We start from the raw sequence: 26,323 nt of genomic DNA, 5'->3' as shown, positions 1-26,323 counted from the left end.
GGCTACTTGTCACCCCGAGAGTTCGGGGCGCAAGCAGCCTAATGAAGGTGTTTTATGGTTGTCTCAAATCGCTATGTCAGTCTAAATAGAGGGGTTTTTGATTAGCGATTAAAAAAGTTTGCCGTGAAATAAGGTTGCTTGTCTGAATTGAATGCGACACCGACGCCGAGATACCCGAAGTCGGGCTTGACGATGTTTTCCCTATGGCCCATCGAATTCATGAGACCTTCGTGGGCGAAGACGGCGCTATACTGCCCGTAAGCCAAATTTTCACCGGCGATAAAGAAGGTGATGCCATCTTCTTTCATGCGGTCAAAAGGCGATTGGCCGTCCGGGTTGGTATGGCTGAAATAGCGCTCATCCGCCATTTCCTGGCTATGGTCGCGAGCCGTTTCCATCGTTTCACCATCCCATTTCAAGAGCGGCAGCTCACGCTGGATTCTCGCTGAATTGGTCAGTTCGAACAATAAAAACTCATAGCCTTCCTTCACTGCCGGAGAAGGCTCCGCATAAATCTCGCTGCGCTGCTCTTCCAAGTCCTTGCCGATGACCTGGACCGCCGTGACCGTGTCCCCTTCGTGAACGTCATAGAACACCGTCGTATAGGAATCAGCTGTTTCAAACAAGTCATATTCATCGCGCGAATCCAGAATATATTGCACACGCCCTTTTTGCAGGCTCGTCAACGGTGTCCCGAATAATTCACGCACTTGCGCTTTGCTCGAATCCATCGAGAACCCTTCCGTGGAAGAGATAAGATCCTGGTTGGTGAACATGCCATTGACCTCGCCGTTGTCATTGTAGGACAACAATACATAGTTCTGATAATCTTGATGGTAGCTATGCCAATCGGTTCCGTATTCATTTTCCATCAAACGCAGCGGCAAGCCGAGCTTTTGCTGGGCTTCTTCCTTACTCATGCCAAGTGTGACATTATGGATCGCCACCATGGAATCGGTATCGGAGAGCTCCGGTTTTGCGACCGCTTCAGGCAAGGCGGCTGTGCTTTCCGTCACCATCGCCTGCAGTTGATGGCTGATGCGCGTCGTGAAATGTTTGGCTTCATCGAGCGCCTTGGAAACATCCGCGTCAGCTGTTACATTTCCGATCACTTCATCCACCGAGTCCAGAAAGCTGAGGTCAATATATTCTTCGACAGGCGCTTCCCATACCGGACGGGTGAAAAACAACAAGACTATGAGCAACAGGATGCCAAACAATTTCCGCACACACACCACCTCTTTCTCTTCATTTCAGTGTAATCGCAAAAGCGAAATCCGGAAAGTAAAAAGCCTTTTTTACTTTTCCCTTAAATAAATACCAAAAACGGACAGGAAAAGGAGTTCTTTTCGCTGTCCGCTTTGCAATTTCCATTTCTTTAAGCCTCAACATTGTGTTCACTCGTGATGTCGGTTTTCTTCGGCGAACTGAACCAGAGCGTGAACAATAGCCCCGTCATAAACGTTACCAGGCTGGTCACCAAAGTCATCGTATCGGCCGCAAAGCCTGGGAATACGACAAATAGCGAGCCGAGGATCAAGCCAATGATCGCCGCATATGTCACGTACGTGAAATGTTCCAGCAAATAGCTGATCGCCTTGCTTGAGACGACAAACCCGACGATGACGCCGGCACCGATTGCCATGACAATCGGCAAGTTCAATGTCGACAAGGCGTTGATGGCCGTTGAATAGACGCCGATCAACAATAGGATGAAAGAGCCGCTAATGCCCGGCAACAGCATCGCCATGCTGGCAATCCAGCCCGAGAAAAACAGCAGGAAGAAAGTCGACAGGCTCAGTTCTGTAATCGGCGCGACATTATCATTCGTCTGGATAAACGCCATGGAGGCAAGTCCCGCCCCGATGGCCAATAAGATCACAAGATGGCGCGCCGTGAAGTTCTTTTTCACTTCCGCTTGCTTCATGATATAAGGCAAGACCCCGAGTATTAGCCCCATAAAGAAAAATTGTGTCGCTTCATAATGATTTTCCAGTAAAAACTCGATAAAGCGGCTAAACAACAATAAGGTGATAACGATTCCCATGCCAAGCGGCACAAGGAAGCCGAGCTGCTTTTTCCATTCCCGGCTGAAAAAGCCGCTGATCGATTCCAGCAGGCGGTCATAGATGCCAAGGATGAAGGCGATTGTCCCTCCACTGACGCCCGGAATCAAATCGCTGATGCCCATTAAAATACCACGGTATATATTTTTCCATTCCATTCGTTCAATCTCCTCGTTTCAAAAATCGCTTTTACCAGTATAGCACGCAAAAACAGGAAACTCGAGTTGTATCACCGCATGAGCGCACGTGCTTGTTCCATCATGGAAGAGACGATTTCCGCTGCGCCTTCTTCCCGCACCATGCCCCTCGTTGCCTGCCCTGCCCATAACGACATGAATTCCGGATTGCCGGCTTTTGCCGCGGCCCCCCGAATTTCTTTCGTCACTGTGTTATGGGACGGAAATGGCAGCGGCCGGGTTCCCGCTGATTCGAATTGTTCGATGAAACGATTTTTGATGCCGCGCGCTGGCCGTCCCGAGAAACTTTTGGTCACGACAGTGCTTTCCTCGTCGCTGTCAAAGATCGCTTGCTTATACGCCTTATGCGCACCCGATTCTCTCGCACCGACAAAGCGCGTCCCGACCTGAACGGCTTGTGCGCCAAGCGCGAGCGATGCCACCAGCCCTCGCCCATCCGCGATGCCGCCGGCTGCAATCACCGGCACATCGACCGCATCTACGACTTGGGGGAGCAGCGCCATTAAACCGACCTGTGCGCCCATCGGATGACAATCAAATGAAAAGCTGCCGCGGTGCCCTCCCGCTTCACTGCCTTGCGCCACAATGGCATCGGCTCCTGCTGCCTGCGCGTCTAGCGCTTCGCCGACTGTCGTCGCCATGGTGATGATCGTAACGTCTTGCGCTTTGGCAGCAGCCATATGTTCAGGCGCCAAGGGACCGAATGCCGTACTGATGATGGGCACGTCCAGCTCCAGGCAAATACGAAAGAGCTCCTCCCCGTGATCAGGCGAGTGATATTCGGCGCTTTGCTCTTCAATCCCAAGCTCCTTGTAGATCGGCTGTAGCGCTTGTTTCACTTCATCGATGCGCGAGAAATCATCTTTCGGCACGGGCGCGAATAAGTTGACTGCGAAAGTCTTGTTGGTCCGCTTGCGTATCTCCCTAATATCTTCCCGTAGCTTGTCAGGCGTCAAATAGGCAGCACCGAGCGTCCCCAAGCCGCCTGCCCCGGAAACTTCCGCTACTAGTTCGGCGGTGGTCGGCCCGCCCGCCATTCCTGCCTGGATAATCGGATACTCGATCCCGAGCAAGCGGCAAATGTTTGTATTCAATGAAATCATGGTTTCCCCTCCCTTTCATACTCTTATTTATAAGTATCCCAGTCTTTGGGATTTCTTCAACCGGGAACCTTTTCCGAACGGTCTGCGTTCTTAATATCAGCATCTATGAGAAGGCGGGATTGAATCATGAAAGGCTTCCTTTCGTTACTTGGCATCACCTTGATTGCCGCATTTTGCGGATTGATCCTTTTGGGCTTTTACACTGAACCTTTTGAAGACTGGCAAAATCAGGAGCGGCTCGAAGCTTATACGGAAACAAGAGATCACCTAATGCCGGAACAAACGGGCAAGGTCCAACAAGCCATTGCGACCGGGCGTTCTACACAAACCTTATTATATGCGGATGCGTCCGCTTCGTGCCCCGCACCTTAATGCAAAAATCCCCGGAACAAAAGTCCCGGGGATTTTTTATGCGGTTAAAATGCGGATGCGGTTGCCGGAAGGGTCAGCTGTTTCCAATACTTCGCCGTTCATTTGAACCTCAGCGCCGTATGACTGCAGGCGGTCGCGCATGGCCTGCTGCGCTTTTTCATCTGCGACACGGATGACATAATGCGCAAGGCCAGCCGCCTGATCCGGCAAGGCCGGAATGCCTGTGCCATTCCAGATGTTCAAGCCGATGTGATGGTGATAGTGTCCGTCCGAAACGAATAGCGCTTGGTTTCCGAGGTTCGCGACCGACCCGAAGCCGATTGCGCCTGTATAGAAGTCGTGCGCTGCCTGGAGATCAGAGACATGTAAGTGGATATGCCCGAGCACAGTGGCAGCCGGCATGCCGCTCCATTTTTCGCCATGTGACGCTTGCGCGACTTCCTGAACATCGAGCGGGTCGACCGTCATATGCACTTGGTCTCCGCGCCATTCCCATTCTTCGGGTTTACGGTCGCGGTAGATCTCAATGCCGTTGCCTTCCGGGTCCGATAGGTACAAGGCTTCGCTCACTTGATGGTCGGAAGAACCGATCGGAATCTGCTGCTCATGAAGATGAAGCAATATTTTGCCGAGTTCTTTACGGTCCGGCAGCAACACCGCGAAATGATACAATCCGGCATAGCGCCCTGCTTTCGCCTTGAATTCCGGGGAATGCTGAAGAACCAGGATTTTCTTTCCGCCCGCTCCGAGAATTGTTTCATTCTCCTTTTCTTCCAGCGTTTCAAACCCCAATACGTCTGTATAAAAACGGCTCATCCCAGGCAAATCCAATACTTTCAAAGTCAAACTTTCTACATAGCTTACCGGTTGTTGATGAAAATTCACTTCAGTTCCTCCATTCACTTACTATTTGTAACTAATTTTATTTTAATAACTTGATTACGTCAAGTCATCTGTTTTTTAATTCTCATATGGATATGCTATTATGAAGAAAAAGGAGCGGTGAACATGAAAAGCCAGGAAATTTGCCCACGGTTTGAAGCAGCTATCTCCTTATTGGGACAACGCTGGACAGGATTGATCATCCATCAATTGATGGACGAGCCTAAGCGCTTTGGCCAATTAACTGAAGAAATCGGGATTAGCGGCCGCCTCCTTTCTGAAAGGCTAAAAAGCTTAGAAGGAGACGGTTTGGTCGAACGTACCGTGCACCCCGAGACCCCCGTCCGGATCGAATATTCGTTGACCGAAAAAGGCGCTTCACTGCAGCCGGTCATGAAGGAAATCGAACGCTGGTCACAAAATTGGATAGAGCCTGCAAAGACGGAGGAAAGCACTTCATGAACCATGGATGAAGAAGGTTTTCCGCTATCTTTTTGCTTATTATTATAGACAGAATATTCTAATATCTGTTAATGTAAAAGTATAACCGGCGGAGGAGGAGCATGCATATGTCGATGTATTCCAATATGACTTACGAAAATGACACGCGGAAAATTGACAAGGCATTGAAAAAGTACGATGAGAAAAAGAACGCCGCATTGGTACTGCTCGCAGAAATCGATATGCTCAACAAAATGGAAGATGTGGAAGATACCATCCTTTGGAAGCAGAAGTCGATGAAAGAAAAGCTCATCGCAGCCGAGCGGCAACGGCGTGACGTCGAGGAAATGCTGATCAATTATATCGGCAAATACGACGACCGGGATTTGCATCGCTACACCGAACTGCTCGAAGAATTGAAAAAAGACAAACCGAAATGACAACGGCAGGACTGGAATCAGTCCTGCCTTTGTTTTCGTTTGCCTTTGCTGTCGATTGACCGGAGAATATCGCCCGTCCAGCCTTTTTGCTTGAAATACAAATACAATAAGAACGTGGAGGCGGCAATGACCAAAATAGCTGCCACATAACCTAAATTCCAATCGAGTTCGGGCATGACTTCGAAGTTCATCCCCCATAAAGCGCCCCACGCCATGACCGGAGTGAACAAAGTTGTCAGCACCGTCAAGGTTTTGACGATTTCGTTACCGCGGTAGTTGGCGACGACATTCTCCATGTCGACCATATTGTTAATTTCATCTTCATAGGATTCAACGAGCATGACGCAACGATCGATCCGTTTAGCAGTCCGCTTGTACTCCCTGCCTTCATGGACCCCTTCCCCAAAGGTCTCTTCGACCGCCATGCTGATTTCCCGGAATCCCATGATCAAATGCTTCCATAACAATATTTCGTGCCGCACTTCCTCGATGCCTTCCAGGGTTTTGCGGTTATTGTGTTCTTTGATATTCCACAGCAAGTGATGGAGACGCTCTTCAAAGCCGTCGATTTTATGCAACACCGATCCGACCATGCCCCCAAGCAGGATCATCATCACTTCGACTGGCGATTCTGCAAGCTCCATCTGCTGAATCATCAAATGCCTCGGCATATCCAAGTCTTCCTCAAAGTCGAGCGTACTGGTCACCAATAGTTCTGCCGATACATAAAAATGAAAGACATCCTGGGCATCCCGGGCATGGCGACTTTGTCTGTAGATCAATGAACCCCATAAGACTTCCTTGCCGATTTGGGAAGTATCGGCATGAAGAATATTGACGGTTAAGCTTTTCGATTGATCGATCCATTGCTGCAATTTCGGATTATCTGCCAGCAATTGGCGGAAGTCCGCCGCTTCCATTGCATTCTCTTCTTGCCATACTGCATTCGCAAATTGATGCCGCGGCATAGCCCTCCCCCTTTCTTCCTGATGAACAGTCTCCCGACACTATCCTATCCACCGCCAACATGAAAAACGCCGCTCTATTGCAAGCGGCCGTTCGGTTTACTCATCTTCGTCCTCATCCGGTGTCTGGTCCCGGTATTTTTCGTTGGAGTTCTCTTTGTATTCCAACTCCCTGTCCGGCATGGGATCCACTTCCTTATCCGGCGGCTGATGGCGGCCCGGTTCCACATCCGGCAGCAGTTTCTCGCCTTTTTTGCGCTTCCGTTCCTTGCCCATGTAATCGCCCTCCCGAAAACTTTGTTTGTTGTTCTTTACCCCAGCCTCATTTTTTAAATCCTGCTGCACTCAAGCTGCAACAAGTGATTTGAAAAGCTCCAAGTCATCCGGATAGGCAAGATCGAGTTTTTCGATTTCTTCGATGGATTTCCAGGCGATGTCCTCGATCAAGAAATCATCTTTCGGGATGAGTAATTCACCGCCTGTCACGTCAACCCGAAAATAATGCAGATCAAATGATACGGCCGCATCTTCATAATTGCCGTCCCGCGTCTTTAAAAGTTCGCCCGCCTTGACCGTTAGCCCCGTCACTTCCTCGAATTCACGCTCACAGCATTGTTCGAGCGTTTCACCCGCTTCCAGGCCGCTTGCAGGAACCGACCATTTGCTGTCTTCTTCCGGCGCTTTCATGAGCACCAATAAAATTTCATTCCGTTCGTTTACACAGACGCCGGCAGCGCCTTTCCAATTTGCCATTTCCATCAAATCTCTCCCATCGCCTTTTTCTCAATTTCCTGGATCATCGCCTGTTTTCCTTTTATGTATTGTTCGATGTCCAGGGGATATTGCTTCGCTAACTTCATCTTCAGTTCACCATAAGCTGCGGCAATTTGCGGATTCGCTTTTAAAAAATCCCGGAATGCCAGATGGCGAAAGATCTCGGGATTGCCTTGTTCGTAACAATGGACGTGATGCGTGCGCTTATCACCGCCGCGTTCAAAATAGCGCCTCCCCGGCAACCCATTTTCGCCTTTCGCTCGATAACCGAGCTTGTGGAAAGCATCCTCGAACCGGTCTACTGCCGCTATATCCGAAACCATCACGAGCAAATCAATCACCGGCTTGGCAGCAAGCCCTGGCACCGCGGTACTGCCGACATGCTGCACGTCCAGGCAAATGGATTCAAGCATTTCGCGAATTTCTGCGGCAGCATTTTCAAACGCTGCCGGCCATCTCTCGTCATACGCCGTTACGATCACATCGCGCATTCTCTTCCACCTCCGATGCAACTCAAAAAAATCACCTTTTTTGAAATGGCAGCCCTTCGACTTCCATTGTACAAGAAAAGATGATTCAGAAAACGGGTTTTTAGCCGTTCATTCAATTGGGGATGATGCCAAAAGCGTTGAATCGGACAATCCGCTTTATTTTTTTGCAGCGTGCTGCTCCAGAACGAGCCGGTGCGTGACATCCGGCAAACCGACATCTCCTGAAAAGCTGTTTGCGCGGTAAAAGGCATCCGCAGCAGCGGAGTCCGTCCGCACCACCAGTTCACTGAATTGCCCTTTGGCAAAATCAATGATCGATTGCAGCAATTTCGTCCCAACCCCTTCTCTTCTTACAGCTTCGGCGATATAAAGACGCCGCAGCCTGCCAATCCCTTCTTTTGTGGAATAAAGATCCCTGTTCAGCCCGCCAATCGCAACCAATTTGCCGTGCGGATCGAACATGCCATATAATACTTCTCCCTGTCGGTCAAAACGATTGCTTCCATCTTCGTACTGATCGATAAGTCTCCTCAGGAAACGGTATCCTTCAGATTCACTTTCTTCCACAAGGTCCATAGCATCCACTTCACGCAAGTCTTCGATTTCCCTGATTTCCATCGGCATATGTACGTCCTCCTTTTATAAGTGAAAAATACAGGAAAAGGGCTGGCCCAAATCACATCATGATGTTTTGGACAGCCCTTTTTCTTTCCATTATACAGTCGTATCTTCCATGCGTTCGTTCCGCGCCTCCATTTTCTTCACCACATAAATGCTGGCTTCATAGAGCCCTGCCATTGGCAACAAAACGAGCAGCTGGCTGAGAAAATCCGGTGGCGTGATCAAGGCCGACACAATCGCCAAGCCAAGGTACGACCACTTCCGGACTTTTTTCATCGACCCAGACGTCAAGACGCCAATCGATGACAAGAACAATGCCAAGATCGGCATTTCGAACAATAAACCCAGCGGAATGGTCGTCATGATCAAAAAATGGACGTATTCATTCGCCGAGATCATTACATCGAAATTCGCTGCCCCCAGGCCAATTAGAAATTGATAGCTCAATGGGTTGACGATGAAATAGCCGAAAGCGACACCGAATACAAACAAGAGCAGCATGACCGGCGAATACAAGCCGAGAAACCGGGCTTCGGTTTCTTCAAGCCCCGGTTTGACGAATTGCCAAATGAAATGGATCAAAAACGGCAATGACAAACCGAGTGCCATCGTGGCAGAAATCGACGTATAAAACTTCACGACTTCAAGCGGGCCAAGAATCACCAAATCATTTCCCTTTACCACATAAGGAAACCAGAAATTCAGCGTGGAAAACACGAGCAGCAGGAAGAATAGAAAGACAATGGCACTTTTAATCAATTGCTTCCGCAAATCTCCCAAATGATCGACTAAAGTTTCCACTCTGTCTTCAGGTTCTTCAGGGGGTTTTTGGCCCCTTCCCGGATTCGGCTCATTTGGCACGCTTCCGGTTTTCCGTTCCGTTCCGGAGTCGGCTTTCTGCTTTTCCTGTCCCGCCGGATCTTCGCCCGCCTTTTTCTTATGCAAGGGACTGATCAGGTTGTTTTCTCCGTACGGATCCATTTAACCACCTTCATAAACTTTCGGTTTTATTCGTTTCTGTTGTTTCTTTTTTTTCCTTTTTGTCTTTGTCTTCTTCCTCATCGTCATCCATTAACCCTTTTGTCGAGCGTTTGAATTCAGCGAAAGTCTTGCCGACGGCTCCCCCGATTTCCGGAAGTTTTTTCGGCCCGAAAATAATCAGCACGATGACCAAAATGATGATTAAGCCTGGCACACCGATTGACGCTATTCCACCCATATCTTTTCCTCCTCACGAATTAAACTAAAGAACCGCCTTCTTGGCTGTACTTGATAACGCCTTCTGCACAGCGGTATGCCAGCGCCCCCACTGTACCAGTCGGGTTATAGCCGCCATTGTGCGCGAAATTTCCTGCACCGACAACAAACAGGTTTTCCATATCCCAATGCTGCAAGTAATTATTGACCACACTGGTTTCAGGGTCCGCGCCCATGATCGTGCCGCCCGTGTTATGCGTCGTTTGGTAAGGAACGATGTCATAATCCGAAATCGGCGAACTGCCCACAACCGTTTTCGCCCCCATCTCCTGCATGATTTCGGTAGCTCTTTCCGTGATATATTTATGCAGCGCACGATCTTGGTCTGTAAAATTATAAGTCAATTGCAGAAGCGGCACTCCATAAATATCTTTGTATGTGCCGTCAAGTGTCATATAGTTGTCTCGGTGAGGCATGGATGCGCCTTGACCGCCAACAGATAAAGTACGTGTGTAGTTTTCAATGGACGCTTTCTTGAAATCCGCTCCCCAAGAAGGCGTGTCAGGCGGCAGTGGATTGGACAATATTGGCCGTGACCCTGTCTGTGTCATGGAAAGGCTTGCACCGTGGATAAAGTCCAGGTCGCCATGGTCGAACGCGTCACCATTGAAGTCATCGATTGTCATGCCAAGTGCTCCTGCACCCATGAAGACATTCATCTGATCGTCAAAGAATCCCGAAGCTCCAGGGAGGATTTGATACGCGTAATTTTTGCCAAGCGATCCTTCTCCCGTCTCAGGGTCGTACATTTGCCCGATTTCAGAAACCATCAGCAATTTTGCATTGTTCAGGACATAACTTGTCAATACGACCACTTCTGCTGGTTGAATAAATTCTTCGAAAGTCACCGTATCGAGATAGCGTACACCCGTAACACGGTCGCCTTCTTTCATCACTTCCACTACATTGGCGTTAAAGCGGATATCGTAATTTCCAGTGTCGCGAGCCGTTGGAACGACAGTAATTTCAGGTGAAGTCTTTGCTCCGTATTCACAGCCGAAACGTTCACAGAATCCACAATACTGGCAAGCTGCGATTTGCTGGCCATCCGGATTTTCATATGCTTCCGACAAGTTTGCGGAAGGCATCATGAATGGGCTATATCCAAGGTTGGTTGTTGCGGTTTCAAACTTTGCCAGCAATGGTGTCTTTTTCATTGGCGGGGTCGGGTAATCCGAAGAACGGGTGCCCCAGAATGGGTTTTTGTCTTCACCTGAAATCCCTGCCGTTTTTTCGAATTTATCGAAATACGGCTCGAGTTCATCGTAAGTGATGCCCCAATCCTGCAATGTATATTCTGCAGGCAATTTATTTGCGCCATATTTCGCCTCTGTCATTGTTTTAATTTCGAAATCGTACGGCAAAAACCGCCAGTTCTGTCCATTCCAGTGAGTACCGGCGCCGCCAAGCCCCTCACCTAGCAAGAAAGAACCCATCTGCCGCATCGGCAGCGCCCGTTGGTCTCTTGAATTGCGGAACGTAATAGTCTCTTTTGATAAATCCTGCATCAATTCGTAGCGAATGGCATAACGGTATTCATCATGGACCATTGAATAATCCGCAGTCGAACGTTCTTGCCCCCGTTCCAACCCTACGACTTTCAAGCCTTCTTTGGCACATTCGGCAGCGATGATGCCGCCAGTCCAGCCGACCCCTACCGTTACTACGTCTACTTTGTCTAGCGTTGTCGCCATACGTACTCCCCCTTCTTAATTTAGCTCAGCATGTCCCCTACTGAATGTGGATCCATTTCCACGAAATCTTCGCTTTCAATTTCATTGATATATGATGGGCGGTGCCCAGGGAATCCTTTCATGCGCCAAGCCTCCATGTTCTGGTTGCCCCCGTAAATCGGGTCGGCATATGCCCCGTTCAGTGTCGCCTGTCGGAGAAGGCGGAAAAAGAATTGGGCGCTAGTCCCCTGCATTTCCACTTCATCATCCTGAAAAGCTGTCAAAATTTCATCCATCTGTTCGCCTTCTAAATCGACGAAGTTCGCTTCGAAGCGGCTTTGCGCTTCCTGCTGCATTTTTTGCAAGCCTTGTCTGAATAACTCATTACGCTTCAGGCGGCTTTGATAGCCCTGAGTCGTCTCGCCTTCTTCAAACGGAGGCTGCATATACTCCCTCGAATTCTCGCCGTAGCTGCCTGCCAACTGGTGATCGATAAAAAATGGAACCCCAAGCCCGATTGCGCCTGGCCCCAGATCATCTTCCGGGAAGATTCGTTCGGTCGCTTGCTGCAATACCGCAAACTCCTGTTGGTTCTTGAAGAACTGCAAGCCGCGCACTGCTTCGGTCGTTTCTCCTCCACCGCCACTATGGCCAGCTTCACCGCCGCTAGGTGCTGCCCCGTCCTGACGGGTATTCGCGCCAATTACTCCACCAATGATTCCTCCACCGACGAGAGCGCCTGCCGCAATTCCTGATGTCTTCAGGAAATCGCGTCTCGAAACATTTTTCTTTTCTGCCATCTCATGCGCCTCCTTTAATAGGTATAAAAATTATAAATACCCCATAACTATACCCCACATTATATGCCTCTTAACTTCGATTACAACACTTTTCTGACAATTGATTAAAAAAATAAAAGAAATTCAAAAAAAAATCCCTCGCCAAATGCGGGGATTGATATAAAAAAAGGCCGAGGGAATGGCCACCTCGGCTTTGTTGCTTAAACGCTATTAGTCTAGAACTTTAATTGTGATGTTTTTACGTCCCCAGTTCAAAGCTTCGCCTTGAGTCGGGATGAAGACGTCGATCTTGTTGCCTTTGATTGCTCCGCCAGTGTCGCCAGCGATAGCTGTTCCGTATCCTTCAACCCATACTTTTGAACCGAGTGGGATAACGGATGGGTCAACTGCGATGACTTTTTGGTTCGGGTTTGCACGCAAGTCGATACCAGTTGCTGTTGTACCTGAGCAGCCTGCGCAATAAGCCGTGTAAGCTGTTGCGGATACTGTCATTTCTTTGCCAGATTGTGCAGAAGCTGCTGCTGGTTTAGCTGCCGCTGGTGCGCTTGCTGGTGTTGGTGCCGCTTGGGTTGATTTTGGTGCTTCTTTAGCCGGTGCTTTAGCTGCTGGAGCTGCTGCTTTCGGTGCTGCCGCTTTTGCTGCTGCGCCTTTAACTGCGAATTCTTGTCCAGGATAGATTGTATGGCTAGATACGTTGTTCCAGCTCATCAATTGATCCAATGAGATTCCGTGAGCGGAAGCGATCTTGAACAAAGTGTCGCCGCTTTTAACTGTATAGGTAGATGATGAGTTCGATGATTTCTTGGATGCTTGTTCTTTTCCTTCAACAGAGAGCGTTTCGTTCGGGAAAATCAAATCCGATGATAGGTCGTTCCAGTTTTTAAGATTTTGAACGGAAACGTTCTTTTCTTGTGAGATTCCCCACAGAGTGTCACCTGACTGAACTGTATACGATGAATTAGCGCTTGCTGTCGTTGCTGCGCCTACACTTAATGCCGCGATTGCCGTTAGTGTAACGATTTGCTTTTTCATAATTGAAATTCCTCCTTTTCACTAACACAAGACACAGCTTAACATGTGCGCATTGCAAGAACATGACAGGACGACGGTTCAAACTTAACAATTACATTACGGGAGTCTTTTAAATATGACAGCCTGTAATAAATCAGAACATTCTTTCTTTTGAACCAAAATGAAGCTCTTTTGCCCAGTTCCCCTTTTTTTCTTCTATTAATAACGATAGGATGGATTAGCCTTCCTTTGTTGGGGAATAACTAATTACAGCTTTATTCATGCTGGAAAGGCATAGCTCTCATTTTAGGAGGAACTCATTTGAAAAATGTCACGATCGTTTTTTGGATTTCGATCGCTATCTGCCTGGCCATGGTCGCCTGGGGATTTTTTGTGCCCGAAAACTTCCAAGCGCAGACCGGTGCGCTCACTTCCTGGATTTCATCCACTTTCGGCTGGTATTATCTAGCTTCCGTCTTTGTTATCCTGATTTTTTGCCTTTATTTGATTTTTTCCAGGTTTTCCGGCATCAAGCTCGGGAAAGCCGGCGACGAACCGGAATTCAGCTTAATTTCCTGGTTTGCGATGCTGTTTTCAGCCGGAATGGGCATGGGACTTGTCTTCTGGACGACAGCTGAACCTATATCGCACGCATTCATCAGCGCACCGCGTTCCGAACTCGGCTCCGATGAAGCCGTTAAGGAAGCGATGCAATTTTCTTTTTTCCACTGGGGCATACACGCCTGGGCCATTTACGGGCTTGTGGCTTTATCGCTTGCTTACGCGAAATTCCATAATGGTTCACCAGGTCTGATCAGCGCGACACTCATCCCGCTGTTCGGCAAAAAACGAATGAGTGGTTGGCTCGGCAAGTTGATCGATACGCTCGCTGTCTTCGCGACGGTAATCGGTGTCGCTTCTACACTCGGCTTCGGCTCCGCGCAAATTAACGAAGGATTGTCGTTCCTGTTCGGCACACCGAATACATTCGCCTTTCAATTGTTGATTCTTGCCGTCGCCACGGTATTGTTCATCATTTCCGCTTGGTCCGGCATCGGCCGGGGCATCAAGTATTTAAGTAACATCAATATGGTGCTCGCATTCATCCTGCTCAGCATGCTTTTGATCATCGGCCCGACGCTCTACATCATGAATATGTTTGCCGATTCACTCGGCGGCTATTTTTCCAACTTCCTATCGATGAGCTTTAATTTGGAGCCGTTAAACAGCGATCGCCGCGCATGGGTCGACGGTTGGACAGTCTTTTACTGGGCTTGGTGGGTCTCTTGGGCCCCGTTCGTCGGGATTTTCATTGCCCGCATTTCACGAGGTCGTACGGTCCGCGAATTCATGCTCGGCGTGCTCGTCGTCCCGTCGCTCGTATGCTTTATTTTCTTCTCGGTGTTTGGGGTCTCTGCATTGGACTTGGAGCAAAAAGGCATCGACAAGATTTCCGAATACAGTTTGGAAACTGCCACATTCGGCGTACTCCAGCATTATCCACTCGGCACCGTCATGTCGATTTTGACTTTGTTCGTGGTCGCCATCTTCTTCATCACTTCTGCTGACTCCGCAACATTCGTGCTCGGCATGCAAACAACTGGCGGCTTATTGAACCCGCCAAACTTGGTGAAGATCACTTGGGGCTTGATCCAGTCAGCAGTTGCGGCAATCGTCGTCTATAGCGGCGGGACGCAAGGCTTGCAGAACTCGTTGATCATCGCGGCCTTGCCATTTTCGATTGTGGTCCTGTTGATGGGAGCCGCGTTCCTGAAAGCGGCCAGCCAAGATCCCGTCGCAGTGAAACAGAAAAAACAGCCTTTATGATGACAGACAAAAATGCCCGGCAAGCTGATTCAGCTTGCCGGGCATTTTTTGTTCTTTATTTAAATACGCTTGTGCTATGCAAAGGCTGCACTCTGGATTTCGGATCCAAGTAAGATTTTGCATTATTGATGGCGGTCGGTGCTTCACCGAAGCCGACAGCGATCAATTTCACTTTCCCTTCGTAAGTGGCGATATCGCCTGCTGCATAGATGCCCGGTACGTTCGTTTCCATCTTGGAATTGACGATGACCGAGTTCTTCTCCATCTCGAGACCCCATTCCTTTATCGGGCCAAGCGAAGTGATATTGCCGTAGTTGACGACGACGTGGTCGACTTCCAGGCGTTCTTCGTTGCCTTCTTTGTCTTCCAGTATGAGCTCGCGGATTTCGCCGTTCTCGCCGACCAGTTCCTTGACGTTGAAAGGTTTCTTCACTTCCACCGTCGACTGCATCATCGTGTCGATATTCGCCTCGTGTGCCGTCATCTTCTCGCGGCGATGGCTCAATGTCACTTGGGAAGCTACGTTCTCAAGCATCATCGCCCAGTCGACTGCAGAGTCGCCTCCCCCGAGGACCACGACTTTTTTATCGCTGAACAAAGTCAAATCTTTCACGCCGTAATGCAAGGTCTTGCCTTCGAATTGTTCAGCGCCGTCGACTGCCAATTTACGCGGGTGAAAAGCTCCGACGCCAGCCGTCAAAAGGATCGCTTTCGAATAATGCGCGCCTTTGTCCGTCGTGATGACAAAATGCTCGTCTTCACGTTCGACTGACGCTACAGTTTCTTCGAGGCAAATCTCAGGATCGCCGTATTTGGCCTGCTCGACCAGATTGTCCACTAAATCTTTTGCCAGCACTTTCGGGAAGCCGCCAATGTCATAAATGAATTTATCCGGATACAGTTCCATCAATTGCCCGCCGAGCTGCGGAAGGCTGTCCAGCACTTTCACTTTCATTTTGCGCATGCCGCCGTAAAACGAAGCGAACAAGCCAGTCGGGCCGCCGCCGATGATTGTAATATCGAAGATTTCACGTTCTTCCATTTCCAACACTCCTAATCTGATCAATATATCCATCCTACCACATCTATATAGGGTCTCCGCCATTGGACTTATGGCGGAAATCCGAAACAAGCATTTCCATCCCCTCTATTCTATCGTAAACTGAAACAAGGAACCAAATGGAAAGGATGATAAATGTGGATCTTGGATTAAAAGAAAAAGTAGTTGTCGTCATGGCTTCCAGTAAAGGGCTCGGCAAAGCTTCCGCCCTGGAGTTCGCTAAAGAAGGGGCGATTGTCATCGTTTCAAGCCGCAGCGAGGATTCAGCAAGCGCAGCTGCCGAAGAAATTCGCAGCACAAGCCAAAACGAACACGTCCACGCTTATGCGTGTGATATGTCAAAAGCAGAAGACATCAAGCAATTGTTCCACAAAGTCAACGAACAATTTGGGCGCATTGATGTCCTGGTCAACAACACCGGTGGCCCCAAAGCCGGCGGATTCGACAATATGAGCGATGACGATTGGTATGCAGCATTTGACCAAAACTTATTGAGCTATATCCGCACATGCCGAGAAGTGCTTCCTTATATGAAAGAACAGCAATTCGGCCGCATCATCAACATCTCATCATCTTCCACAAAAGAAGTGATCGACGGCTTGATCTTGTCCAATACGATGCGTGCTGGCATGGTCGGCTTTGCGAAAACACTCGCACGGGAAGTAGCCGGCGACAATATCATGGTCAACACGGTCGGGCCCGGGAAGATTTCCACTGGCCGCATCGCCGAACTGAACGAAGCCGCAGCTAAACGGCAAGGCATTACTGCAGACGAAGTATTGAAGAATACAGAAGCGCAGATTCCAAGCGGCCGCTTAGGCGAGCCCGCTGAATTCGCCCGCACAGTTGTCTTTTTGGCTTCCGCCGCTAATTCGTATGTTACAGGGCAATCGATTGTCGTAGACGGCGGATTCTTGAAAGCGCTGTAAGCCCCCTTATCATTAGGCAGTGGAGCCAAAAGCCGATATACTAAGGGATGAACCAATTGAAAAGGAGATGTTGTACATGGCGAAAAAAGGCCACATCCACATGGAAAACGGCGAAGTAATCGAATTCGACCTTTTCCCGAATGAAGCACCGAACACAGTAGCGAACTTTGAGGAGCTTGCAAACTCTGGATTCTATAACGGCGTTGTTTTCCACCGTGTTATTCCAGGTTTCGTTTCCCAAGGCGGCGACCCAACCGGAACTGGCATGGGCGGCAGCGGCAAAACGATCAAATGTGAAACAGAAGGCAACCCGCATAAGCACCAGCCAGGCAGCCTCTCTATGGCACATGCCGGCAAAGACACTGGATCTAGCCAGTTCTTCATCGTCCATGATTCACAGCCGCATCTTGACGGCGTGCACACAGTCTTCGGCCAAGTAACAAAAGGCCTTGAAACTGCAAAAGCGATGAAAAACGGCGACAAAATGGAGAAAGTCCACGTCTTTGACGCTGAATAATCCATAACGAAAAAACGTGCCCCTGCGGCACGTTTTTTGTTTTGCTGGGATTTAAGAAGTTTGATAATAAAATGCTAGCGTCGAGATTGCATTTCACAAAATCAATGAATTTTTGTATATATAGTTCACGTTATAAGACTGCGCTTCAGGCGGACGCTTGCCTAGGGGCGGGAATCGAGCCTCCTCGTCGCGCCAAAACACGCTCCTGCGGGGTCTCTCAAACCCGCTGATCCCTCAGGCGTCGCCGCCTTCCGCTTCGTCTCTATATTTAGAGTGAAAAAAATAGCTTTTTCAGTTCACTCAACTTGAAACTTGTAAGCATGGCAGATTTGATAGCTTACGTCATATTGATCAAAGAATATATTGTCATCAGTTTTGATTTTAATCCACCAAGCCGACCATCAAACTTCTTATTTTCAGTAAATCATTGTCAGATGCAACATCCAGGGAAGCGATCCCCCCATTAGCCGGCAACTTTATATAGAAGCAGCTCGATTTGATCAAGCAGGAAACAATGAAATCTCCAAGCCGCCGTGCGCCAAGGGTGAGCCGATGCGATAAGACAGATGCTCTTTCTGGCTTATTGCATGAGGCCATCCCAAAGCACGGCGGCGGATACCATAACGATGCTTAACCAATCCTAGAAATATTTCCACACATAGGCTCTCGCTATTTAATTCCCTTTGCCGACCAAAAAAAGCGCGCCACAAGGGCACGCTTTTCCGCTCATCTTTACAACACTTTGCTCAAGAACGCTTTCGTCCGTTCGTGCTGCGGATTGCCGAACAATTCCTTTGGCACGTTTTCTTCGACGATATAGCCGCCGTCGATGAACAGCACGCGGTCGCCCATTTCCGCCGCAAAGCCCATTTCGTGGGTCACAACGACCATGGTCATCCCTTCCCGCGCGAGTTGTTTCATGACATCCAGCACGTCCCCGACCATTTCCGGGTCAAGCGCCGAAGTCGGCTCATCGAATAGCATGATTTTCGGGTCCATCGCGAGCGCCCGCGCAATCGCGACACGCTGCTTCTGCCCGCCGGACAATTCGCCCGGGTAGGCTTTCGCCTTTTCACGCAAGCCGACTTTATCCAGCAACTCGTAAGCTTTCTTCTCGGCTGCTTTCTGGTCGCTTTTTTTCAATTTGATCGGCGCCAGTGTCACATTCTGAAGCACTGTTTTATGCGGAAACAAATTGAACTGCTGGAACACCATGCCGACATCCTGGCGCACTTTATTGATATCGACTTTCGGGTCGGTGATGTCCGTCCCTTCAATATATACATGGCCCCCGCTGATCTCTTCCAGGCGATTCAAGCAACGAAGAAACGTACTCTTGCCGGAACCGGAAGGGCCAATGACACAAATGACTTCCTTCTCCTCGACGACGGTGCTCATGTCTTTGATGACTTCCAAATCTCCGAATGATTTCTTGAGGTTTTCGACTCTGATCATACTCATCGCAATACAAACTTCCTTTCCACAAAGCTCGCGAGCATCGAGAGCAAGTAAATGACGACAAAGTAAATGATGCCGAGGATCAAGTACACGTTAAATGCATCGAATGTGGCACTTGCCTGAATGCGCCCTTCCTGCGTCAAATCCGCTACCCCGATAACCGACAACAGCGAGGTATCCTTCAAGGAAATGATCGCCTGGTTGGTAATTGTCGGGAGCATGCGGCGGAACGCCTGAGGCAAAATGATAAACCGCATGGTCTGCGTCGAGTTGAGCCCGAGCGACCGCGCTGCTTCCGTTTGCCCTTTGTCGATCGACTGGATCCCTGCGCGGATAATTTCCGAGAAATAAGCACCGGCATTGATCGCAACCGTCACGATTCCGGCTGTCGTGTTATCGAGCGAAAAGAACCCGAGTGAGTTCAAGCCGAAATAAATGAAGAAGAGCTGGACGATGAACGGCGTCCCCCGTATTGCGTCAACGAATATTTTGGCGATCCAGTTCAAGATCTTGAACGGTGCCAAGCGCAGCAAAGCGACAATGAGTCCGAGCAAGAAGCCCAGGACAATGGCAATGCTGAAAATATATAGCGTAACTTGCAAGCCTTCCATTAAATACGGAAAAGCATTGATGATTGTCTGCACCCTCAGTTCCCCCTTGCATAAAAAAATGCAGCGCGCGAATGCGCGCTACATAATCTTATTCTCCGATGTATTCGTTTAAGATTTCGTCATATTCGCCGCTGTCACGCAATTCCTGAAGCCCTGCATTGATCTGTTCAAGCAATTCTGCATTTTCGCCTTTCAGGACAGCGATCCCGTATTGGTCGCCCGTCAAGCGATCGCCAACAGTTTTCAAAGCCAGTTCACTTTCTGCGATGGCATATGCAATGACAGGATAATCTTCAAGAAGCACATCGGCATTGCCGTTTGATACTTCCTGGAACATCGATGGGCTGTCTTCGAACTGGGAAATTTCATAGCCGTATTCATCTTGATTGTCACGCGCGAATTGAGCGCCAGTTGTTCCGCTCTTCACGGCAACTGTCTTGCCTTCAAGGTCTTCGAGTGACGTAATCTCATTATTGTCTTCCGCTACAACCAACGAAAGGCCGGCATCAAAATACGGATCCGAGAAATCCACGATCTCTTTGCGCTCATCCGTAATACTCATGCCCGCAATCGCAACATCCAATTGCCCGGCTTGAAGCGCTGGAATGATGCCTCCGAAATCCATCGGGTTGAATTCAATCTCAAAGCCTTGGTTTTCAGCAATCGCATTGATCAAATCGATATCGATCCCTTTATACTCTCCGCCTTCTTCAAACTCGAATGGTGGATAAGTGGTATCGATGCCCACACGGTAGGCTTCCCCTTCACCTCCGCCGCCTTCACCGCCGGATTCTTCTTCCGAACCGCCGCATGCAGCAAGCACTGTAAGAACTGCTAGCAATAATGCTAATAAAGTCCATTTCTTCATTAATAAACATCCCCCTCTATTCGGTAATGGTCATTCTACTGACTAATATATCACAATATTTGCAAATTCAGAACCTTTCGAATGAAATTTAATAGGAAAGAGGATCGATTATTGTGCCTAAATGACTAGCCTTATTGACTGACGGCGCGTTTTTTATGAAGCCGGTAAAACAAACGGAAGTTATGGAGTAGCGTCTTCAGGACTGCATAAGTTGGAATGGCAATCAAAATCCCGATAAAACCATACAAAGAACCTGCCACCATCAACAATAAGATAATCGTCAATGGATGGACATGCAGCCGGTTGCCCATGACATTCGGGGTCACGAGGTTGCCTTCGAGCTGCTGGACCACCAATAGGACGAGAACGACTTTGAATGCCATGAACAATCCGTCGTTCAAGAGGGCAACAAAAATCGCCGGGATGATTCCAATGATCGGCCCGAGAAACGGTACGACCACAAGGAACATGGCGAAGACGGCCAGCGTCAAAGCATATTCAAGGCCGATGATCAAATAGCCGATGTACATCAAGACCCCAATCACCGCCGCGACGATTGCTTGACCGACCACAAACGTCGATAAGGTCTCGTCTAAATCCTTCATCAGCTTCTTGCCTTCCGGTTTATGGTCTTCCGGGAGGCGCTTCACCGAATACGGAATGAACTTATCATCGTCTTTCAACAGGAAGAACAAGATAAATGGCACCACGATCAAAACGATCGCAGCGTTGACCAGCATTCCCAGGATATCGAGTACATTCTCGAATAAATTGCTCGAAAGGCTTTCGGCGTAGCCATAGATGCGGTCGCTGATTTCCTGCCCGGAAATGCCGCCGAACTCAAATCCCCTCAAGAGATTATTCGATTCCGAACTCATTTCCTCCATTTTTTCAGGCGCCAAGTCCACCAGGCTTTCTCCCTGTTCGATCAAAGTCGGACCGAAAAAATAGGCGAGGCTCGCAAACGCAAGCGCAATTACCGCAAATACAATTCCGATGCCCGCAATCTTCGGCATGCGCCGGGCAAGGACGCGGACCAATGGCCGAAGCAGATAGTATAAAATTCCGGCGATGATAATCGGCGCAAAAAGCGTAGCGATGACGATCCGAATCGGTTCCCAAATATAGTCCAACTTGCTGAGTACGTATAATGTAAGGGCGAGCAATAACACTCCCGCCGTGTATTCAAAAAATGGCTTTCGGATCCACACTTGTTGACACTCCTTTCAAATTAACCTACATCCAAATCATACACGAAGAAAAAGCGAAGGCAGATGTTTTTCTGCCTTCACCTTCGCCTTCGCCTATGATTTATTTGTCTTCTTCAAGTTCGCGCAATTCCTTCTGGGTTTGCGGGAAAGCATTCGCTTGCCATTCTTCACGGTAAGCGGAATCCAATTGCGAGAGCCCCTGTTCACTTGAATCTTCGATGGCGTAGACACTTTCGCGCTCATCGATTTCTTTGCTGTTGTGCATATCGATGTCTTCCTGTACGCGGACTGTATTTTTCTCTTGATACGCTTTGTAGACGAAAATCCCTGCAGCTGCTGCAAGTGCGCTGCCTACTACTGTATTCATCGTTGATCTCTTCATCAAAATCCCTCCAAAATAATGCGTGTTTCTATCATGTCTTTTCTATATACCCCATTGGCATGAATTTAATTAGGAAATAGAAAAGTTTTTTCACCTTTTGGTTTTAAGCATCTCGAGCGCCTGCTCTTCCGCCGGAATACGAACAAATATTAACAACAGTGCATTCGCAACTGTAAAGATCAAAGCAGTTCTCCATGCCCCAAAAATCAAAGGAAGAGCCAATATTTCAATTGCGACCACTAGATAATTGGGATGAGGCAAAAAGCGGTATGGCCCAAGTGCTATTTTCTCAGCGCCTGGCAAGACAATGATCTTTGTATTCCAATAAGGCCCTAAAGATTTAAGCGCCCATATACGGACAATCTGAGCCATTATGAATAAAAACAAAAAGAGGGGCCAAGCAATGCCAAATGTTCCATTTAGCTGATGCACTTCCACAAGCAGCGCCACAAAAAATAAAACATGAAGCAAAACAATCCATTTATAATGGCCGGCACCGAACTCCAATGCGCCTTTTTGCTTCATTTTTTTCTCGTTTCTCCGGGCATAGAAAAGTTCAAAAATCCGCTGCAGAACTATAATAAGCAAGATAGTGTAGAAAATAGGCATCATTCTGCAGCCACCCATTCAAGCCATAGCATCTCTGAGCTGAATCCGGGGCCAAGGGCAGTGAGCAATGCTTCTTCTCCTGGCTGCATCGGCTGTTCCATGAACTTTTTTAAGACATAGAGCACTGTGGGTGAAGACATATTGCCATATTCGGATAGCACGCTGCGGGAAATAGCTGTTTGTGAAGAAGGAAGCGCCAATGACCGTTCATATGCGCTCAAGACTTTTTTACCGCCTGGATGCGCAATGAAATGACGTATATCCGTTTGCGACTTTCCCAGTGTTTCCAAAAATTCGGTAACGCTCGGTTTAAGCCAATCCTCGATAATTCCAGGAATGCTTCGTGAAAAAACAACATGTAATCCGGAGTTTTGTATGTCCCACCCCATTACATCTTCTGATTGCGGCATTAACTGGGAGCGATTTGCATGAATTTTAAAGCCATTTCCGCAAGCAGCATGGTCACCTGTCACCAGTACACAGGCAGAGCCGTCCGCAAAAAGTGAAGTGCCAATCAAATTGCTTTTCGATTTATCTCCCCTAACAAAAGTGAGGCTGCACAATTCCAGACAAAGCACCAAGACCTTTGCGTTCGGGTAAGCCCGGCAATAGTCATCCGCCCTGCTGAGACCTGCCGCCCCGCCCGCGCATCCCAGCCCCCAAATCGGCAAACGTTTAATATTTGCAGGCATTTCCAGTTCATTCATGATCCGGGCATCGATTGTTGGTGTCGAGAGGCCAGAACTGGAGACAAAGATAATCGCTTCAATTTCAGCCGCTTCAACTCCGGACTGTTCCAGGCATTTCTTTACAGCTTCACTGCCCATCCGCACGGCTTCTTTAATGTAAAGCCTGTTTTTTTCTTCAAACGTCCTATCTTTTTCAAACCACTCCAAAGGCGCTGCAAAATAACGGCTCTCTATTTGCCCATTATTGAATACTTTGAGCAATCTTTCGATGTCTTGATAATCACTTCCAAATAAGTTTCTGACAACGCCGACGAGATCATGCTGGTTCACACGGTACGGCGCATTTTCAGTTACCACTGTTTGGATGAATGACATAACCTTCCCCCTTCCGTTTTTTCAACCCACTTTTCTTGCCGGTTGCGGTTGATGTCCTCAATCAGAGTAACGCTCTGCGAGTTTAAGCAATTCTCGCATCTTTTCTCCGACGCCGGATGCAGATGCCGGGTTTTGCCCGGTGATCAAACGACCCGATTCAATGACGCATGCTTCAAGCGGCAGTTGGGCGATTTGGACAAGTGCGCCACGCTCTTTGAGTTCATGCTGCAAGGAAAATGGAATCTCTTTATACAGGCCAAGCAGTTTTTCTTCAAGATCCGAAAAGCCGGTAGCGAGATGCCCAGCTAATAACGGACTGCCATCGGACAGGCGGACATTCAATAAACCGCTCGGGCCGTGGCAGACCGCTGCTACAATGCCGCCCTTTTCGTAAATGCTCGCTGTCATGCGCTGCAATTCCTTATCGTCCGGGAAATCCCACATGGTCCCGTGCCCGCCGGTAAAGTAAATGCCCGCATATTCGTCAGCTTTCACTTCGGCGGGTGTCAACGGCCGGTCCAATTGCTGCTGGATGTTTTTGTCCAAGTAGTAATGGCGCGTCCGGCCATTGATCACTGCCGCCGGAAGGCTTCTTGGGTCAATCGGTACTTTTTCACCTTTTGTGCTGATGATGTCCACTTCAAAATCATCTTTTACCTCGTGGTAGAAATCCGTCAATTCCCGCAACCATAATCCCGTCTTTTTCCCTCGACTCCCTAAGTCTTTATGATTTGTCACAATGACTGCTATTTTCTTCATCGTATCTTCCTCCCATCCGTTTGTTCATATTCCTATATATTCCCTGTAGTCCAGAAATTACTCGTAAGCTGTGTTTTTGATTTTGCCCGGCCACTACTATCCACTCTTTTAAAAAAAGATCCGCATGGCTGCGGATCTTTCACGTTTCCAATATATGCGTCAAGCTGTCACGAAACTTGTCGTTGTCGGCTTGCTGGCGTTTTTTCGGCCCTTTCATGCGCCCTCCGCTTTGGCGGATTTTCTTGGCGACGTGGCGGCCATGGAGCAATTGTTCGATATTGCCTTCATTATAGATGCGCCCGTTTTGGTCGATCGGGACGCCGCGTTTTGCGAGCACCATCGCGGCAAGCCCATAATCCTGTGTGATGACGATATCGCCCGGTTGCACACGGTTCACCAACACAAAATCGACCGCATCCGCTCCCTTCGATACCGTCAGCGTCTCCGCTCCTTCCCGGTGCATTTCATGGGACGTGTCGCAAATGAGCAGCACCGGCCAACTGAAACGCTTAGCGAGTTCGATCGTCAAATCGACCACCGGGCAGCCGTCTGCATCAATAAGGATTTTTGCCATCGGCTTCCTCCCTCACCAGTTCATCCGCCAGTTTTTCAGCGGCTCTCCGGTACAGATTGCTCTTATGGACAAGCGATGCAATGAACAGCACTTTTGAAAGCTCTCCGCCTTCCTCGCTTTGGGTGTGTGCTACGGCCTCCGCCTGCCGCTCCAGTTCTTCTTTGAAGGCGGCATGGTTGTCCTGTTGAAGCGCCAAGTAGGTTTCATAGAATTCGGATAGATCCAATTCCCGCTCCTGCGCTTTTTCATTCACCTTTTCCAGCACTTTCTTTACGTCGTTGATGGATAGCGTACTTTTCATTTGGTAAATCAAGCTGATGAGCATAATATGGTCGGGCGTATATTTTTTATGCTGCACCGGATAGAACAATTTCCCTTTAGCATAATTATTGATCATCGTTTTCGTCAATATTTTATCGTCCGGATACCTTTTCGTATCATGAAAGGCCGTCTCGAATAATTGGATGACTTGATCCACGTATAAATCGATTTTCGGGATATCGCTTGTTCGGATTTGGCTGTCGAGCGCCAATTGGCTAACGAGCCGATTGATATTTTCCATTCGCTTCACCTCAACTTCTATTCCTTCATTTTACCCTATGATGGAAAAGCCGACAAACTTGACCTGTAATATCAATACATATATTATTGTAAGTAGTTTCAATAACTACGTATCAGGAGGTAAAGATCCATGACTGCATTTATCCGAGAGCCTTTCAACGCTTTGTCCCATTTGGCCGGAGCTCTTTTGTCCTTTACCGCTTTGCTCGCCATGGCTATCAAAGCTGCCTATTCGCAAGCACCTGCGGCACATATTACAGCGGTTGTCATTTTCGGCATCAGCTTGATCCTGCTTTACACCGCTTCGACGGTTTACCATTCCGTAAAAGCACGCCCCGGGGTCATCGCCTTTTTCCGCAAACTGGACCATTCCATGATTTTCTTGCTGATTGCCGGTTCCTATGCGCCGTTTTGCTTGATTGCGCTTGAAGGCACGCTCGGCTGGTCAATTTTCGCTGTTGTGGCCGCGCTGGGCATCAGCGGCATCTTTTTCAAGATGATTTGGTTCCATTCCCCGCGCTGGCTGTCGACCGCTATCTATATCTTGATGGGTTGGATCATCATCTTCGCAGTGGGCCCGCTTGCCTCCAGCCTGCCCGCTGCCGGGTTATGGCTGCTCGTTGCCGGGGGCCTTTTGTATACGGTCGGCGGTGTCATCTATTGGCTCAAACCGGAGTTCCTGTCTTCTCGTTATTTAGGATTCCATGAGATCTTCCATATCTTCATCTTGCTCGGAAGCACATGCCACTTCCTGGCCGTTTACTTATACGTGCTGTAATGCAAAAAGAGCCGCTCTCAAA

General features: G+C 48.7%; 32 protein-coding genes. 7 read left to right on the top strand and 25 right to left on the bottom strand.

Features of this window, described 5'->3' with window-relative positions; translation table 11 throughout:
* Positions 1-101: 101 nt before the first annotated feature.
* From AB9R92_RS07095 to AB9R92_RS07085, 3 genes are all read right to left on the bottom strand, one after another.
* Complete coding sequence (locus AB9R92_RS07095; RefSeq protein ID WP_370668761.1) at positions 102-1,229, bottom strand: CAP domain-containing protein; 1,128 nt, start codon at positions 1,227-1,229, stop codon at positions 102-104.
* A 149-nt stretch (positions 1,230-1,378) separates the two neighbouring features.
* Positions 1,379-2,224 carry a DUF368 domain-containing protein gene (locus AB9R92_RS07090; protein ID WP_370668760.1) on the bottom strand — a complete coding sequence of 282 codons (846 nt, stop codon included), beginning with the start codon at positions 2,222-2,224 and terminating at the stop codon, positions 1,379-1,381.
* Positions 2,225-2,295: 71 nt separating this feature from the next.
* On the bottom strand, positions 2,296-3,366 hold the full coding sequence (locus AB9R92_RS07085) for an NAD(P)H-dependent flavin oxidoreductase (RefSeq protein ID WP_370668759.1): 1,071 nt from the start codon (positions 3,364-3,366) through the stop codon (positions 2,296-2,298).
* Positions 3,367-3,492: 126 nt separating this feature from the next.
* On the opposite strand from AB9R92_RS07085, the gene AB9R92_RS07080 reads away from it, so the two are divergent.
* A complete protein-coding gene (locus tag AB9R92_RS07080) occupies positions 3,493-3,738 on the top strand; it encodes a hypothetical protein (protein WP_370668758.1) in 246 nt (81 codons plus the stop codon).
* 36 nt (positions 3,739-3,774) lie between these two features.
* Here the strand turns inward: AB9R92_RS07080 and AB9R92_RS07075 are convergent, their stop codons facing one another.
* On the bottom strand, positions 3,775-4,623 hold the full coding sequence (locus AB9R92_RS07075) for a VOC family protein (protein ID WP_370668757.1): 849 nt from the start codon (positions 4,621-4,623) through the stop codon (positions 3,775-3,777).
* Positions 4,624-4,746: 123 nt separating this feature from the next.
* Here AB9R92_RS07075 and AB9R92_RS07070 point away from each other — a divergent pair, with 123 nt between their 5' ends.
* Positions 4,747-5,082, top strand: coding sequence for a winged helix-turn-helix transcriptional regulator (locus tag AB9R92_RS07070; protein ID WP_370668756.1), 336 nt, complete (start codon positions 4,747-4,749; stop codon positions 5,080-5,082).
* 107 nt (positions 5,083-5,189) lie between these two features.
* Complete coding sequence (locus AB9R92_RS07065) at positions 5,190-5,501, top strand: hypothetical protein (protein WP_370668755.1); 312 nt, start codon at positions 5,190-5,192, stop codon at positions 5,499-5,501.
* Positions 5,502-5,518: 17 nt separating this feature from the next.
* Here the strand turns inward: AB9R92_RS07065 and AB9R92_RS07060 are convergent, their stop codons facing one another.
* From AB9R92_RS07060 to AB9R92_RS07015, 10 genes are all read right to left on the bottom strand, one after another.
* Positions 5,519-6,469, bottom strand: a complete 951-nt coding sequence (locus AB9R92_RS07060; RefSeq protein ID WP_370668754.1) for a magnesium transporter CorA family protein — start codon at positions 6,467-6,469, stop codon at positions 5,519-5,521.
* Positions 6,470-6,565: 96 nt separating this feature from the next.
* Positions 6,566-6,742, bottom strand: coding sequence for a hypothetical protein (locus AB9R92_RS07055; protein ID WP_370668753.1), 177 nt, complete (start codon positions 6,740-6,742; stop codon positions 6,566-6,568).
* A 69-nt stretch (positions 6,743-6,811) separates the two neighbouring features.
* On the bottom strand, positions 6,812-7,225 hold the full coding sequence (locus tag AB9R92_RS07050; RefSeq protein ID WP_370668752.1) for an NUDIX hydrolase: 414 nt from the start codon (positions 7,223-7,225) through the stop codon (positions 6,812-6,814).
* Entirely contained in the window at positions 7,225-7,731 is a 507-nt protein-coding gene (locus tag AB9R92_RS07045) for a GrpB family protein (protein ID WP_370668751.1), read from the bottom strand. The genes AB9R92_RS07050 and AB9R92_RS07045 overlap by 1 nt, the downstream gene beginning before the upstream one ends.
* Before the next feature lie 156 nt (positions 7,732-7,887).
* On the bottom strand, positions 7,888-8,355 hold the full coding sequence (locus tag AB9R92_RS07040) for a GNAT family N-acetyltransferase (RefSeq protein ID WP_370668750.1): 468 nt from the start codon (positions 8,353-8,355) through the stop codon (positions 7,888-7,890).
* A gap of 90 nt (positions 8,356-8,445) precedes the next feature.
* Positions 8,446-9,333, bottom strand: a complete 888-nt coding sequence (tatC, locus tag AB9R92_RS07035; RefSeq protein WP_370668749.1) for a twin-arginine translocase subunit TatC — start codon at positions 9,331-9,333, stop codon at positions 8,446-8,448.
* A 10-nt stretch (positions 9,334-9,343) separates the two neighbouring features.
* Entirely contained in the window at positions 9,344-9,571 is a 228-nt protein-coding gene (tatA, locus tag AB9R92_RS07030; RefSeq protein ID WP_370668748.1) for a twin-arginine translocase TatA/TatE family subunit, read from the bottom strand.
* Between the two features lie 19 nt (positions 9,572-9,590).
* Positions 9,591-11,303, bottom strand: a complete 1,713-nt coding sequence (locus AB9R92_RS07025) for a GMC family oxidoreductase (protein ID WP_370668747.1) — start codon at positions 11,301-11,303, stop codon at positions 9,591-9,593.
* A gap of 20 nt (positions 11,304-11,323) precedes the next feature.
* Positions 11,324-12,082: a gluconate 2-dehydrogenase subunit 3 family protein gene (locus tag AB9R92_RS07020; RefSeq protein ID WP_370668746.1), complete on the bottom strand. Its 759-nt coding sequence runs from the start codon at positions 12,080-12,082 to the stop codon at positions 11,324-11,326.
* Between the two features lie 210 nt (positions 12,083-12,292).
* Complete coding sequence (locus AB9R92_RS07015) at positions 12,293-13,114, bottom strand: LysM peptidoglycan-binding domain-containing protein (RefSeq protein ID WP_370668745.1); 822 nt, start codon at positions 13,112-13,114, stop codon at positions 12,293-12,295.
* A gap of 300 nt (positions 13,115-13,414) precedes the next feature.
* Here AB9R92_RS07015 and AB9R92_RS07010 point away from each other — a divergent pair, with 300 nt between their 5' ends.
* Positions 13,415-14,920 (top strand): BCCT family transporter, encoded by a 1,506-nt coding sequence (locus AB9R92_RS07010; protein ID WP_370668744.1) that lies wholly within the window; start codon positions 13,415-13,417, stop codon positions 14,918-14,920.
* A gap of 55 nt (positions 14,921-14,975) precedes the next feature.
* Here AB9R92_RS07010 and AB9R92_RS07005 read toward each other — a convergent pair whose 3' ends face one another.
* Entirely contained in the window at positions 14,976-15,962 is a 987-nt protein-coding gene (locus tag AB9R92_RS07005) for an NAD(P)/FAD-dependent oxidoreductase (RefSeq protein WP_370668743.1), read from the bottom strand.
* A 155-nt stretch (positions 15,963-16,117) separates the two neighbouring features.
* Between AB9R92_RS07005 and AB9R92_RS07000 the strand changes: the two genes are divergently transcribed.
* Both AB9R92_RS07000 and AB9R92_RS06995 read left to right on the top strand, forming a co-directional pair.
* Positions 16,118-16,909, top strand: coding sequence for an SDR family oxidoreductase (locus AB9R92_RS07000; protein WP_370668742.1), 792 nt, complete (start codon positions 16,118-16,120; stop codon positions 16,907-16,909).
* A 76-nt stretch (positions 16,910-16,985) separates the two neighbouring features.
* Positions 16,986-17,426: a peptidylprolyl isomerase gene (locus tag AB9R92_RS06995; RefSeq protein WP_068871805.1), complete on the top strand. Its 441-nt coding sequence runs from the start codon at positions 16,986-16,988 to the stop codon at positions 17,424-17,426.
* A 732-nt stretch (positions 17,427-18,158) separates the two neighbouring features.
* On the opposite strand, the gene AB9R92_RS06990 is transcribed toward AB9R92_RS06995, so the two are convergent.
* From AB9R92_RS06990 to AB9R92_RS06945, 10 genes are all read right to left on the bottom strand, one after another.
* The gene (locus tag AB9R92_RS06990; RefSeq protein WP_370668741.1) at positions 18,159-18,887 is read right to left on the bottom strand and encodes an amino acid ABC transporter ATP-binding protein; all 729 of its coding nucleotides are present in this window, start codon (positions 18,885-18,887) and stop codon (positions 18,159-18,161) included.
* Positions 18,884-19,528, bottom strand: coding sequence for an amino acid ABC transporter permease (locus AB9R92_RS06985; protein WP_370668740.1), 645 nt, complete (start codon positions 19,526-19,528; stop codon positions 18,884-18,886). Before AB9R92_RS06985 ends, AB9R92_RS06990 begins: the two co-directional genes overlap by 4 nt.
* 55 nt (positions 19,529-19,583) lie before the next feature.
* Positions 19,584-20,363, bottom strand: coding sequence for a transporter substrate-binding domain-containing protein (locus tag AB9R92_RS06980; protein ID WP_370668739.1), 780 nt, complete (start codon positions 20,361-20,363; stop codon positions 19,584-19,586).
* Between the two features lie 131 nt (positions 20,364-20,494).
* Positions 20,495-21,574: an AI-2E family transporter gene (locus AB9R92_RS06975; protein WP_370668738.1), complete on the bottom strand. Its 1,080-nt coding sequence runs from the start codon at positions 21,572-21,574 to the stop codon at positions 20,495-20,497.
* A gap of 100 nt (positions 21,575-21,674) precedes the next feature.
* Positions 21,675-21,956 (bottom strand): hypothetical protein, encoded by a 282-nt coding sequence (locus AB9R92_RS06970; protein WP_370668737.1) that lies wholly within the window; start codon positions 21,954-21,956, stop codon positions 21,675-21,677.
* 90 nt (positions 21,957-22,046) lie between these two features.
* Complete coding sequence (locus AB9R92_RS06965; RefSeq protein ID WP_370668736.1) at positions 22,047-22,568, bottom strand: isoprenylcysteine carboxyl methyltransferase family protein; 522 nt, start codon at positions 22,566-22,568, stop codon at positions 22,047-22,049.
* Entirely contained in the window at positions 22,565-23,629 is a 1,065-nt protein-coding gene (locus AB9R92_RS06960; protein ID WP_370668735.1) for a type III polyketide synthase, read from the bottom strand. The genes AB9R92_RS06965 and AB9R92_RS06960 overlap by 4 nt, the downstream gene beginning before the upstream one ends.
* 57 nt (positions 23,630-23,686) lie before the next feature.
* Positions 23,687-24,388, bottom strand: a complete 702-nt coding sequence (locus tag AB9R92_RS06955; protein ID WP_370668734.1) for a type 1 glutamine amidotransferase domain-containing protein — start codon at positions 24,386-24,388, stop codon at positions 23,687-23,689.
* A gap of 139 nt (positions 24,389-24,527) precedes the next feature.
* Positions 24,528-24,962 carry a YaiI/YqxD family protein gene (locus tag AB9R92_RS06950; protein WP_370668733.1) on the bottom strand — a complete coding sequence of 145 codons (435 nt, stop codon included), beginning with the start codon at positions 24,960-24,962 and terminating at the stop codon, positions 24,528-24,530.
* A complete protein-coding gene (locus AB9R92_RS06945) occupies positions 24,943-25,524 on the bottom strand; it encodes a DUF1836 domain-containing protein (RefSeq protein WP_370668732.1) in 582 nt (193 codons plus the stop codon). Before AB9R92_RS06945 ends, AB9R92_RS06950 begins: the two co-directional genes overlap by 20 nt.
* A 129-nt stretch (positions 25,525-25,653) precedes the next feature.
* Here AB9R92_RS06945 and trhA point away from each other — a divergent pair, with 129 nt between their 5' ends.
* A complete protein-coding gene (gene trhA, locus AB9R92_RS06940) occupies positions 25,654-26,301 on the top strand; it encodes a PAQR family membrane homeostasis protein TrhA (protein WP_370668731.1) in 648 nt (215 codons plus the stop codon).
* Positions 26,302-26,323 lie beyond the last annotated feature (22 nt).

Source organism: Planococcus sp. SSTMD024, assembly GCF_041320495.1.
Lineage (GTDB): Bacteria > Bacillota > Bacilli > Bacillales_A > Planococcaceae > Planococcus.
The sequence above is the reverse complement of the archived record's forward strand: the minus strand, read 5'-3'. Positions and strand labels throughout refer to the sequence as shown.